This is a genomic window from Psychrobacillus sp. FSL K6-1415, from assembly GCF_038003185.1.
GTDB lineage: Bacteria > Bacillota > Bacilli > Bacillales_A > Planococcaceae > Psychrobacillus > Psychrobacillus psychrodurans.
This window is the reverse complement of the sequence record NZ_JBBOOQ010000001.1, coordinates 137,147-150,069: the sequence shown is the minus strand read 5'-3', so window position 1 is coordinate 150,069 and position 12,923 is coordinate 137,147. Positions and strand designations below refer to the sequence as shown.

General features: G+C 36.6%; 13 protein-coding genes. 2 read left to right on the top strand and 11 right to left on the bottom strand.

Annotated elements, in window-relative coordinates; translation table 11 throughout:
- Positions 1-195: 195 nt before the first annotated feature.
- The 4 genes from MKY60_RS00765 to MKY60_RS00750 are packed head-to-tail and all read right to left on the bottom strand — an operon-like array spanning position 196 to position 4,448.
- The gene (locus MKY60_RS00765) at positions 196-1,563 is read right to left on the bottom strand and encodes an ABC transporter substrate-binding protein (RefSeq protein ID WP_340928225.1); all 1,368 of its coding nucleotides are present in this window, start codon (positions 1,561-1,563) and stop codon (positions 196-198) included.
- A gap of 37 nt (positions 1,564-1,600) precedes the next feature.
- Positions 1,601-2,413: a carbohydrate ABC transporter permease gene (locus MKY60_RS00760; RefSeq protein WP_093495398.1), complete on the bottom strand. Its 813-nt coding sequence runs from the start codon at positions 2,411-2,413 to the stop codon at positions 1,601-1,603.
- Positions 2,410-3,321: a carbohydrate ABC transporter permease gene (locus MKY60_RS00755; RefSeq protein ID WP_090570628.1), complete on the bottom strand. Its 912-nt coding sequence runs from the start codon at positions 3,319-3,321 to the stop codon at positions 2,410-2,412. The genes MKY60_RS00760 and MKY60_RS00755 overlap by 4 nt, the downstream gene beginning before the upstream one ends.
- Positions 3,318-4,448 carry a sn-glycerol-3-phosphate ABC transporter ATP-binding protein UgpC gene (locus MKY60_RS00750; protein ID WP_093495429.1) on the bottom strand — a complete coding sequence of 377 codons (1,131 nt, stop codon included), beginning with the start codon at positions 4,446-4,448 and terminating at the stop codon, positions 3,318-3,320. Before MKY60_RS00750 ends, MKY60_RS00755 begins: the two co-directional genes overlap by 4 nt.
- A gap of 188 nt (positions 4,449-4,636) precedes the next feature.
- Here MKY60_RS00750 and MKY60_RS00745 point away from each other — a divergent pair, with 188 nt between their 5' ends.
- The gene (locus MKY60_RS00745; protein ID WP_093495399.1) at positions 4,637-5,503 is read left to right on the top strand and encodes a glycerophosphodiester phosphodiesterase family protein; all 867 of its coding nucleotides are present in this window, start codon (positions 4,637-4,639) and stop codon (positions 5,501-5,503) included.
- On the opposite strand, the gene MKY60_RS00740 is transcribed toward MKY60_RS00745, so the two are convergent.
- The 4 genes from MKY60_RS00740 to MKY60_RS00725 form a co-directional block, all read right to left on the bottom strand.
- Positions 5,500-5,952: a YaiI/YqxD family protein gene (locus tag MKY60_RS00740; protein ID WP_090570619.1), complete on the bottom strand. Its 453-nt coding sequence runs from the start codon at positions 5,950-5,952 to the stop codon at positions 5,500-5,502. The two genes, MKY60_RS00745 and MKY60_RS00740, sit on opposite strands and share 4 nt — an antisense overlap.
- Positions 5,953-6,127: 175 nt before the next feature.
- Positions 6,128-7,213, bottom strand: coding sequence for an ABC transporter substrate-binding protein (locus tag MKY60_RS00735; protein ID WP_090570616.1), 1,086 nt, complete (start codon positions 7,211-7,213; stop codon positions 6,128-6,130).
- An 11-nt stretch (positions 7,214-7,224) separates the two neighbouring features.
- Complete coding sequence (locus MKY60_RS00730) at positions 7,225-8,004, bottom strand: ABC transporter ATP-binding protein (protein ID WP_093495400.1); 780 nt, start codon at positions 8,002-8,004, stop codon at positions 7,225-7,227.
- Positions 8,005-8,008: 4 nt separating this feature from the next.
- Positions 8,009-8,830 (bottom strand): ABC transporter permease, encoded by an 822-nt coding sequence (locus MKY60_RS00725; protein ID WP_090570610.1) that lies wholly within the window; start codon positions 8,828-8,830, stop codon positions 8,009-8,011.
- A 119-nt stretch (positions 8,831-8,949) separates the two neighbouring features.
- Here MKY60_RS00725 and MKY60_RS00720 point away from each other — a divergent pair, with 119 nt between their 5' ends.
- The gene (locus MKY60_RS00720; protein WP_340928224.1) at positions 8,950-10,305 is read left to right on the top strand and encodes a M48 family metallopeptidase; all 1,356 of its coding nucleotides are present in this window, start codon (positions 8,950-8,952) and stop codon (positions 10,303-10,305) included.
- A gap of 314 nt (positions 10,306-10,619) precedes the next feature.
- Here the strand turns inward: MKY60_RS00720 and MKY60_RS00715 are convergent, their stop codons facing one another.
- The 3 genes from MKY60_RS00715 to MKY60_RS00705 form a co-directional block, all read right to left on the bottom strand.
- Positions 10,620-11,216, bottom strand: a complete 597-nt coding sequence (locus MKY60_RS00715; protein ID WP_340928222.1) for a GGDEF domain-containing protein — start codon at positions 11,214-11,216, stop codon at positions 10,620-10,622.
- Positions 11,156-12,172 (bottom strand): histidine kinase N-terminal 7TM domain-containing protein, encoded by a 1,017-nt coding sequence (locus MKY60_RS00710; RefSeq protein WP_340928220.1) that lies wholly within the window; start codon positions 12,170-12,172, stop codon positions 11,156-11,158. The genes MKY60_RS00715 and MKY60_RS00710 overlap by 61 nt, the downstream gene beginning before the upstream one ends.
- Before the next feature lie 184 nt (positions 12,173-12,356).
- Positions 12,357-12,878 carry a nucleoside deaminase gene (locus tag MKY60_RS00705; protein WP_340931054.1) on the bottom strand — a complete coding sequence of 174 codons (522 nt, stop codon included), beginning with the start codon at positions 12,876-12,878 and terminating at the stop codon, positions 12,357-12,359.
- Between the last annotated feature and the right edge of the window lie 45 nt (positions 12,879-12,923).

Sequence of the window (12,923 nt, the reverse complement as noted above, 5' to 3'; positions counted from 1 at the left end):
CTCTATCTTTCCCTTTTCTAATAAATAAGAAACACTACTTCCAATTATTCATTATGAAAAAAATTAAATGCTCTTCCACCGCAACCTTCATAATATGTGTAGTGAATGGAAAAGAGCGATATATAATGAAAGGTACCCGGTACTAATACAATTCAGAATTGTTTTAGTACCGAGTACCTTAATGTGTGTTCTTGTCTATTTTGTTTTATTAGCAATTTCTATTGCACGATTGGTTCCTTCTGCTGCTGTATCTAGTACTTCTTGTGGGTCCATTCCCTGATATAGATTTTCTAATGCCGTTACAATTTGTTGACGGGATTCAGGGAATACAGATATTAAAGCACCTTGTGTTGCGATAGAAGGCTCAGTACTTTGCAATTGATCTACAGTTACTTTTAACTGTGGTGTAACCTCCCATGCATCTTTGACGATTTGTTCGTCGTATGCAGATGGGTTGATCGCAAAGTAACCTGTTTCTAAATGCCATTTTGCTTGAACTTCAGGAGTAGTTAAGTATTTCATAAATTCCCATGCTGCCTCTTGCTCTGCCTCCGCAATTCCTTTAGACATCCATAGTGATGCTCCACCTATAACAACGCCATTACGCTTTACTTCATCTGCGTATGGGATATATGCTGCACCTACTTCAAATGGAGCGTTATCAATAATACCTTTTATACCCGCAGAGGAATCCATATACATTGCAACTTTTCCAGATTGGAATGCTGCACGGATATCATCCCAGTTTGTTCCGAAGTTTCCGAAAGTCCCTGCTTTGTTCATAGTATCTAGGAACCTAAATACATTAAGTCCTTCTGGTCCATTGAAAGTAGCTTTTGTTGCATCTCCTGCACGACCATTTTCTTCATCTACATATAGTCCACCTTGCGTTGCCACTAACTCTTCAAAAAACCATCCGTATGTTAGCATGGAGAAGCCCTTCATATCCTCTGTTTTCAATTTTGCAGCTGCATCAATAACCTCCGAAAACGTTTCTGGGGCTTTTTCTGGATCAAGACCTGCTGCTTTAAATGCATCTTTGTTGTATAGCATTACTGGTGTGGATGAGTTAAACGGCATAGAGTATAACTGATCATCTACTGTGTAGTAATTTAAAATATTTTCTTCAAGTTGAGAAATGTCGTATTTATCTTTATCAATAAATTTCTGAATCGGCTCTACAAAGCCACTATCAATCATATATTTTGTTCCAACTTCAAACACCTGCGTTATGGCAGGGGCATCTTTTGTACCTCCAACACTACGAAGCTTTGTTAATGATTCTTCATATGACCCTTGGAATTCTGCCTGCACTTCGTATTTATCTTGAGATGTATTAAAGTCTGCAACAATTGCATCTAAGGAAACTTGACCTGCTCCAGACATTGCATGCCAAAAAGAAATGACAGTTTTGCCTTCTTCATTGGTTACTACTTCTTTTTCGGTTTCCGCCTCATTACCGTCCGTTTCAGACGAACTACTCTCACTGTTTGTACATGCTACTAAAGCAAAAAGACTAAGTAATAATAAAGCTAATAATGCAAATTTTGATGAGTTCTTCATATTTAAAATACACCTCTTTTTTAGTTTTGAACAACCGTTATTTTAGAGCTCCTTGCGTTAACCCTTTTTGTAATTGCTTTTGACCTAAAAATAATAATAGTAGTGTTGGTATAATAACTACAATTACCCCCGCCATAACCACCCCCCATTCTGTAGCTACTTCTTGCGATTGAAGTTGCTTTAAACCAATTTGGACGGTTCGAACGGAATTATTAGTAGTCACTAGAAGTGGCCATAAATACATATTCCATGTTGTCAAAAACCCATAAGCACCTAATGTAACAAGACTTGTCTTAGAAACAGGCAAAACTACGCGAAAGAAAAATCCAAACTTACTTAGTCCTGCTATTTGTGAAGCCTCATGGAGCTCTTTTGGAATAGTTTTAAAATGCTGTCTCAGTAAAAAAGTACCAAATGCCAAAGCAAAAAACGGTAATGTCATTCCTTGATAAGTATTAATCCAGTCTAGTTTTTGAATGGTGAAGAAGTTAGGAATCATCGTAGCTTCCCACGGAATCATCATTGTTGATATAAATAAGAAAAAGATAAAATCTCTACCCTTAAACGGGATAAATACAAATGCATATGCAGCCAAACTACAAACGACTAACTGACCAAGCATTACACCGAGTGAAACGACAAAACTATTTATCAAATAATTAAATAAAGGAAGTCGCTCAAATACCTTTACATAATTATCTAGACTAAAGGTAGACGGCAGTAACTTTCCGGATAAAATCTCACCGCCAGTCATGAAACTTATCATAAATGCATAAATGATAGGAAAAAACAGGATTAATGAAGTAATAATTAATAAGAAGTAAAGAACTAGCTTTTTCCATAATCTCATTGGTAATGCACCTTCTTTTCCCCAAGCTTAAATTGTAAAATCGTAACGATTAAAATGCATATAAACAAGAACACAGCTTGGGCACTAGCGGTTCCGAATTGATAATTGATAAATGCTTCTTTATATATAGAATATACGATTAAATTGGTAGACTGAGATGGACCACCTTTAGTTAAGATATCGATCTGTCCAAACGTTTGAAATGCATTAATAAGTGAAATCGTAATGATGAAAAACAAAGTTGGAGAGAGCATTGGAATAGTAATTCTCTTTAGCCGATACCAATAACTAGCACCATCAATACGAGCACTTTCATATAAATGCTCATCTATATTTTGCAATCCCCCAAGTATTATCAAGAAGGAAAACCCTGTATTTAGCCATATAGTTGAGAGTGACACTGAAAATAATGCCCAAGTTGGATCTAATAGCCATTCAATTTGTGGCAGATTAAAGATATTTAATAATTTATTGAACATACCAACACTCGGATGAAACAAGAATAGCCAAACTACAGAGGACGCTGCAACCGATATTCCCATTGTCGAAGCGTAGATAGTCCTGAAAATACCGATTCCTCTCAGTTTTTCATTTGCGAGTAACGCTAAAATGAGTGCAATAATAATCCCAGTCGGAACTGTATATAAAACGAATAAGAATGTTGCTTTAATACTGTTAAGGAAGGCATCCGATTCCAGTAAATAAGTATAGTTTTCTAAACCTACGAAAATTGCGGCTTCTCCTGCTTGGTCTGTTAAAAAGAAACTTAAGTAGATGGTCCGAAACATCGGATAAAAAACAAATACAGAAAATAATATAATGGAAGGCAATAAATACAATAATGCGATTCGAGCATTAGAGGAACGTTTCCAATAGCTTATCTTTTTAGGTTTAGATACGACCATCATACAAATACCTCTTTACCAAAAACATGGTTCTCGACATCTGATGGAGTTTTCATAATTTCCTTTGTCTCACTATTGAAGAAACAGAAGGATTCATAATTCATCATTAAAGGAATTTTATCTCCTATTTCTATTTGCCACTGTCCACTCCACTTAACTTGCCAGGATTCCTCATTTAGTAAAAAAGTAAAAATTGTTTCATTTCCTAAAATTTCTACGTTTGAAACTTCCACCACGAATTTGTCTTTTTCCTCAGTCTCTTTGGTTGCTGCTTTTATATGTTCTGGTCTTATCCCTACAATTACTCGCTCGGTTAGAAAGTGTGCATCTACTGTTGGAACTGGAATTAGAATCGAATCATTTAACCTAATCGTACTCGTCAGGTTGTCCCCAACCCCGCTCGCTAGATTCATAGGGGGTGAACCGATAAATGTAGCTACGAAAGGATTAGCTGGGTTGTTATAAATGTCGATAGGCTTTCCTATTTGCTGGATAGATCCTTCATGAAGAATCATTATTCGGTCTCCCATAGTCATTGCTTCTATTTGGTCATGTGTCACATAAATCATAGTAATACCTAAGCGTCTTTGAATTTGTCTTATTTCGGAACGCATATGTGCTCGGAGCTTTGCATCTAAATTAGATAATGGTTCATCCATTAAACAAATAGGTGCTTCGTTAACTATAGCTCGAGCTAACGCCACCCTTTGACGCTGTCCACCTGATAATTCTCTAGGTTTTCGCTTTAAATATTCCGTTAAACCAAGCATTGCTGCCACTTCACTTGTACGTTTAGCTCGCTCTTTTTTATCGATTTTTTTTACATGTAAACCGAATTGAATATTTTCTTCAACCGTTAGGTGAGGGTATAACGCATAATTTTGAAACACCATGGATAAATCTCGTTTACTTGGAGGCAAATCATTTACTTCTGTATCACCAATTTTAAGTGTCCCGCCTGTTATATCTTCTAGTCCCGCAATCATTCGAAGCATGGTACTTTTTCCACAACCAGAAGGACCGACTAGAACAAAAAATTCCCCCGGTTCAATAGTTACGTTAATATTAGAAATAACATTAGATTGCTTATCATACGATTTGGAGATATCAATTAGTTCGACCCTTTTCAAAGACATTTCATCCTCTCTACCATTCATCATATAAGTTTATAGTGACGCCATAGCTAATAAAGGTGGTAAAATTCCAGTAGCTTCATTTTACAAGACATGCCATCAATGTATATAGAAATAACTAATTTTTACATAATATTTACATTTTTACTAAACCTTATAAAATCTTTACAAGAATGGAGTCTCTCATGCGGTTAATATTTTTTATACTAGTAATTTTATGTTTAGTTGCGGGCTGTGATGACCAAGAAAGTAATATACAGCCTCTTTCCAATGAAAAGTTTTTAATTATCGCGCACCGCGGGGCTTCTGCTATTGCACCTGAACATACCATTGTTGCTTACGAAATTGCTCATCAGGCTGATGTCGATTATATTGAAATAGATTTACAAATGACTAAGGATGGAGTCCTTGTTGCCATGCACGATGAAAAAGTGGATCGTACAACGGATGGAACAGGATTTGTAAAGGAGTATACTTTGGAGGAATTAGAACAGTTAAATGCAGGGAAATGGTTTAATGAAGCATTTCCAGGGTTAGCTAATAGAGAGTTTGAACAAGAAGGAGTACCTACTTTAGAGGAAATCTTTCTCCATTTCGGAGATGATGTAAACTACTATATCGAATTGAAGTCTCCTAGTATCTACGAGGGAATGGAAGAAAAGCTATTTACTTTATTAAGAAAATATAATTTAATTCGAGATACAGGGGACTTACCAAAAGTAATTGTGGAGTCGTTTAATGAAGATAGCTTAACAAAGTTTCATGCACTAGAACCGCAGCTTCCTCTGATTCAACTATTTAGTTTCAAAGAGAAAGCTGCTTTATCCCATTCTGATTATAAACGATTACAAACTTATGCTAGTGGAATTGGGGTCAATATAAAATCCGTTGATCAAGACTTTATCCATGATGCACAATTAAATGGATTTAAGGTTCATCTTTTTTCTATTAAAAATGAAATAGAAATGAAAAATGCATACCATCTTGATGCAAATGGGGTTTTCACAGATACCCCCACCCTAGGCGATATTCTTTTGCAAGAAGAAAGTTAGTTTCCAACTTGTAGGGCATGTTCGCATAGTTTACGGAAGCTTGCTTCAAATTTTTCATTGTCTTCTTTTTGGCGTTTTTTTGGTCCCTTCAAACGACCACCAGCCTGTCTAATTTTCTTGGATATATGGCGACTATCTAGAAGCTGGTCAATGTTTTCAGGGGTATACCATCGCCCGTTTTGATCGATAGCAAACCCTTGTTTGGCTAAAACCATCGCAGCTAGACCATAATCTTGCGTCACTACTATGTCACCCTTGTTTACTCTATTCACTAAAACAAAATCTACTGCATCTGCTCCTTTAGATACCATTACTGTATCTGCACCTTCTCTTTGCATATAATGTGCGGTATCACATAGTAATGTTACGTTCATTTTAAACTTTTTCGCCACATGAATAGTCAAATCTACTACTGGACATCCATCTGCATCGACCAAAATACTTACCATCTTACGCACCTCTTTTTAACTTCCTTGCATTCCATTGTATTATACCCAATCGTTTAAAGTACAATGTATTGAGAAAAGCACTTCTAAAGTTTTAAGTCAGCAATCTTACTTTAATAAAAACATTTGTTTATACTTTCTTACTCTTTTGAAAAAAACGTCCAAGATTCTGGACGTTTTACTTTTCATATGCTCCTAATAGTTCTACCGCTTTTTCTGTCATCGATGTATCTACCGCCTTATCAAAGTCTACATCCCCACTTATTGCTCCGTTTTCTTTGTATGCATTATATTGCTTTAATACATCATCTAAAAACATTTTACCATCTGGGTCTAATCCAGTAACATAAACTTTCTCCCAGAGTTCAGAATCTTTTAGCGAAGTATGCTGCTTCATAATATCTATAATCTCGGTTTTATTTTCACCTTTGATAAAGGCATCATTGTAGTCTCGAACACCTTTTAAATAGGCAGCCATAAATCGAAGAGATACATCCTGTTCATCGCTCATAAACTGTGGAGACCCTAAAACCATTGCAATTTGAGACTCTGGCGCATAATCAGTCGCATCTCCAAAGCGCTGATGAAAACCATTTTCAATTCCTTGAGCTATCAAAGGCTCAATCTGTAACGCCGCATCAATAGATCCGTTTTCAATTGCACCCAACATACTTCCGAAATCGGCAAGTAATATAAGCTCCACGTCCTCAGATGTTAGTCCAGCGTGTTTTAGCATTTCCAAATAGATATATTCATCAATCGAGTTTTTAGAGGATATTGCAATTTTTTTGCCTTTAAAATCTTCGTATTCTTTTATTTCATCTACCATATGATTACCAATAACAAATGAGAAATAGGATTTCCCTGGAACATTATGCCCTTTGTCTGCGATAATCTTCACGTCAATTCCTTGTGCAATGGCATTAAAGAACGATGCAGTTGATACCCCTCCTGCGATATCTACATCCCCAGACGCAAGGGCTGGTAACATTTCATCACTATTCGAGAATACTGCAAACTCTACATCTATATTGTAATCCTCAAAGTATCCTTTTTCTTTTGCAATATAAAACCCTGCTCCAGAAGCGGATCCATCCTCTGCAATAATTACCTTCACTTTTTCATCCAGCGGTGCAAGGTCTCCTGAAGGATTGTCTTTACTAACCTCATCGTCCACTCCAGTTGTACCTTCCTTGTCTTTGGAACTACATGCACCTAGTAGAAGTACAACTGATGCTATAATTATAAACCACCATTTTTTCACATATGTCCTCCTTACTTTCTTGACTTTTGCACTTCCTGTTGCAAGTGATTCCAGATTGCTATAAACTGCTCCGCCATTTCTAAATTCGCACGAACTTGTTCCATTGTGCGTGGTCTAGGAAGAGGAACTTTTATTTGATCTACTATTTCTCCTGGTTGAGAGCTCATTAGCACTATGCGGTCACTTAATAGCAAAGCCTCATCAATACTATGCGTTATAAATATCACCGTTTTTTTCGTTTCGGACCAAATAGAAAGTAGTTCCTCCTGTAATATGAATTTGTTTTGTTCATCCAGTGCAGCAAATGGTTCATCCATTAGTAGTATTTCCGGGTCATTTGCAAATGCCCGCGCAATGCTTATTCGTTGTTTCATACCGCCAGAGAGTTCTTTTGGGTATAGCTTCGAAAATTTGGAGAGACCGACTTTTTTCAAGTAATAATTGGTTTGCTTGCGAACAAACTCTTTTGGCAAATGACGCATATTAAGTCCGAACGCAACATTTTCTTCTACTGTTAACCAAGGAATAACTCCCTTTTCTTGAAAAACCATCGATTGTAGTGGCCGAAAATCTGTATCGGATTCTATATAAAATGTACCCGAACTCGGCTGCTCTAGCCCTGCTAGTATTCGCAGTAAAGTTGTTTTCCCACAACCACTCGGGCCAACTATACAGACAAACTCACCTTCTTCTACACTTAACGTAATATTTTGTATAGCTGTTACACTATTGTTTTTCTTGTAAAATACTTTCGTTAGGTCATTAATAGAAATCTTCACTGATTGGTCCATCTATTCACCTCCACGGGACAATTTTTCTTTGTACCCCACGTAAGAAAAGAGAAAACAAAAATCCAAAAAAAGAAATGAGTATTAATCCTACAAACATCTCTTTCAACATAAATGCTTTATAAGAAGTCCAGATTAAATATCCGATACCTGATGTAGCTCCCATCATCTCCGCTGCAACAATCGTAAGAAGTGCAATCGCCTGCCCCATTTGAATGCCTTCTAACATAACCGGCAGTGCTCCTGGAAATGCAATTCTGATAAAGAAATCACTTGGACTTGCTCCATAATTTTTGGCCACATCTAAATGAACTTTTTCAATATTCAACACACCAGCGACAGTATTAATAACCACTGGGAAAAATACACTACCAGCAATGGTAACAACTTTTGAAAAATCCCCAATACCAAAAAGGATGATTATGATTGGAAGTAACGCTAAAGTTGGAATGGGCATAAATGCCATGACAATCGGCGAGATAAAATGACGGATCGGAGCATACAACCCCATGAGTAGTCCAATGATTATTCCTGGTATTACCCCCAATAAAAATCCAGCAGCTATTCTATATAAAGAGACGGAAATATGTGTCCATAGCATGCCACTTGTCATTAACTCAAAAAACGTAGAAACAATTGCAGATGGCGGTGGAAAGAACCGTATATCAAGTACACCTGTGCGTGAACAAATTTCCCACAGTAATAGAATAAAAATAGGTGAAATAATAGTAAGTAATTGCTTTCCGCGTTCTTTTACCTGTCGCTTCTTCCATTCCTGTTGTTCCATTTCGTAGGGATTGTATAGTTTGCCCTCTTTTTCTTCGTGCATTTTTCACCACCTCTTCTAAAAATAATATGACGAAAGAGGAATTTGTGTGAAAGACAGCCCATTTTTAAATTGACTTAAAATGTATCGTTTGGTAACTTTAAAGCAAAAGGAGGAATAATATGACAGATATACAGTTAAGATCGAGTCGCGAAATTCCATATTTTATTTTATCTATTATATTCAGTGTACTCATTTACTTTTTAGCAATCGCTTCAATAATCGGAATAGCTATTTTACTAGCACTTATTTTATTTAGTATTTATGCACTTTACATGTCGTTGGGTCATATCCGTGCAAATGGAATTCGCATTAGTGAAAAGCAATTTCCGGATGTATATGAAAGAATCGTACATATTTCTCAGGAAATGGGTTTAAAAAAGGTGCCAGATGTATTCGTGGTTCACTCAGAAGGGGCATTCAATGCTTTTGCAACCCGTTTTTTAGGAAAACATATGGTAGTTCTCTATTCAGAAGTTTTTGAGCTTGCTAGAGAGCAAGGGAATGCTGAACTCGATTTCATCATTGCTCATGAACTTACACATATAAAACGTAATCACGTTTTAAAAAACACGTTTATCTTGCCAGCACGTTTAGTGCCTTTCCTATCGCAAGCTTATAGTCGTTCCTGTGAGTATACTTGTGACCGACATGCAGCATTCTTTATACTTGATGGGGCTGCTGCAAAACGTGGACTAACCATATTGAGTATTGGAAAACAGCTATATAAAGAGGTTAATGAGGATGCTTACTTAGAACAAATCAATACCGAATCGAATGTATTTATATGGTTGAGTGAAGTACTGTCATCTCACCCGACTACTCCAAAAAGGGTCCAAGCAGTTGGGCATTTCATGCAAGTAGAGGGCACTCCACTTTATTATCCTAATACTTCAAAAATCGCACTTGGTATTGGTGCATTACTAGGTATTTTCATCATTGGATATATAGGAGTCATAGCAGTTATGGTAACTGGTGCAGTAAAGTATGAAAATTTCTTTACAGGTGACTTGTTGCAAGAAGAAGCGTTATCATCTGAGGCTTCCACTACAGAAACTTCCACACTAGAGAGCACTGCACCTTTAACAGAGGAATCACTTAATTTGACTCCACTTATGGATGCAGTTCTAGCTGATGATGAAGAAGCAATTCGTGAGCTTGTGGCTAATGGAGTCAACTTAGAGGAAAGAGATGCAGAAGATACAACTGCTTTACACCATGCCGTTTATTCTGACAATAATGCAATTGCTGAGTTATTATTGATCTCTGGTGCTAACCCAAACACAGAAGATCAATACACTAATGCGTTAACAGCTTCGTTTTATTATGAGAATTACGACATGGCAGCACTACTATATAAATATGGTGCTAATCCTGCTGCCCTTGATCCAGAAGGATATTCAGGCAACAACATAATGGGAGTCAATAGTGATGATGAATTTCTTGATTCACTAAGTGAATTCACTAGTGCTCCATAATTGTAGGCACCAAATTAAAGAGTAATATTATGATATAAACTCATGCCTAAGTAAAAAGCAGGCTCCCGACGATACGTTTCGGGAGTCTGCTCTATTTATATATTGAATCAATTCATAAAAAGATAATTAGTAATAAACTCTGTTGATTTATGCTCCAAAGTACTTTCATGTCGCTACCTAGCGCTTCTGTTAAAAAGTAGGATGCTCATATCGGTTATAGATTTGTAATAACATTTGACTTTAAAAACGCTATTAATATATATACGAAGACAAAAGCATATTTTTAAGAAGTAATTTTAGGTGAGTTGTTCATACTAAACTTGCATATAGATATCATTCGCCTCGTAGACTTCCACACAGTTTCTACCTTTATGTTTTGCAGCATATAAAGCCTGATCGGCTTGTCGAATAAGTTGTTGGACAGAATATCTATCCTCCCCCGCTGACATTTGAACATAGGATACCCCAAAACTTGAAGTTACAAGAATTTCTCTTTCATTAAAGGTCGTAAAACTTTCTTCTATCGCTTGTCGAATTCTATTCGCTCTAGATGTAGCCTCCATTAGAGTGGTTTCTGGCATGCATATAATGAATTCTTCCCCTCCGTAACGCCCCATAAAGTCTGTTACTCGTAATTCTTCCTTAGTAATGCTTGTAATATGGGTCAATACTATATCCCCTGCCTCATGACCAAATGTGTCATTTACCCTTTTAAAATGATCGATGTCAAACAATATAATGGATACAACCCCACCGTCGGCCATTAAGTCATCAAATATCATTTCAGATTTTCTCATAAAGAACGTGCGATTATACAACTGTGTCAAGCCATCTAAACTTGCTAATTGCTTTAACTTTTCTTCCATTCGCACTTTTTCAGTAACATCGACAAAGGTAACAATTTTGCCCACATGTAATCCACTTTTATTCTCAACTTTGGAAAATTAATCCGGAAGTGTGTAACGCCTGATTCTAGAGAACTGGTGTAATCGCACTCCTGCTCCTCTTCTAACATTTCTGCAAGTAAGGGATTTTGAATAAGAACTTCATCAACTGGTTTACCGATATGATTCGAGCTCATAGTAGGGATAACATTTAATACGGCTTTATTGTAGTCAACTATCACCCGATTTTGATTTAACACAATCACGCCTTCCTTCAAACTTTCAAATACACTTTCCCTAGCAATCGGTGCCACATTGAACATCTGTAAGTTTAAAAGGGCCACACCGTGGAACATAAAAGTGACACTTAATGAAACTGGCCCAAGATCAATGCCATTGCTCCAACCCTTTAGATAAAAGTAATTTGCTATGATTGGAGTGAGCAAGCCTGCTACCATCAATAGAATTTGCATACGAAACATAAATAAAGATTTTCGAAATTCCCTTAGCAATATCAGAACGGACATTGTTAAACATACAAACAGGAAAATGGCATGAACATAAAACCATGGACCCCACTCTAAATCTAGTAGTGGCAAAGGCCCATTCTTATCCACCTTTATCGTTCTGTAATAAAAATGATGAAGTTCATTTGTTTGCACCATAAATATTGTAGTGAGGGGAATGACAAAAAGAGCATAATTCCACGTCTTTATTTTATGCCCTACATACTCCATACACATGAATAGGACAAATATTGGTATAAGTGGCATGACGAGATACTCGATACCAAGCCAAAACTTCATTTGTTTTAAGGATGTACTTGCTAATTCAAAGGCATAAGCAAAGGTGAAGATTGATGATAATAATGTAACTACAATGTACGACTTTGCACCAGGAGCATCTTTAGCTTTTACTCGAATGTACAAGCTAAGAAATAAACTTATTGTGCCCGCCAATATAACTATCAGAATATATGACAAGTATATTTCTCCATTCCCAATTATTTCATTTTGTAATACTTATTATATAGTAAATTATTGTCTTATGACTAGATAGCCCCGCAGCGTTGATGGCTACTCACTTCCCGATATCACCAGTTTTATAGTTTTACGAATTAAATGTCCTTGGACATTTACATTTACATTTACATTTACTTCTATAGGATTAATTAATACTTTCTACTTGCGCCTTCTTACGTAGTGAAACCACATTATTAGGATTCGTTGCCCACTTTGTCATTAAATCTAACTGTCTCTTTTTCAAATCTTCCAATGGTTCCTCTAGCATTTCCACCCTTTTAAACTTTTCTAGAAAAACTGAGGAATCTTTTATCTTTTTATATCCCCCGAATCCTTGGTCGTCATTTAGTAGCCAGACCACTCGTTGAATTTTAGCAAACAAAATTCCTCCGGTACACATAGGACAAGGTTCTAATGTGCTATAAAGCGTGAACTTTTTGTTGTTAATTTTAGCATCAAACATTGTGGATCCTGCATTTCGAATTGCTTCTATTTCAGCATGCGCCGTAATATCTTGGCTAGTATGCACTCTATTTCTACCTTTACCAATTACGTTGAAATCCTCATCTACGACAACCGCACCTACCGGATACGTATTCTCCTGAAGTGCTTTCTCCGCCTCTTCCAATGCCAACTCTAACAAGACTCTATCCTGATCCATTTGAATATCTCCTCTATTTGAATCAATTTCATAAAGAATATTATATAGTTA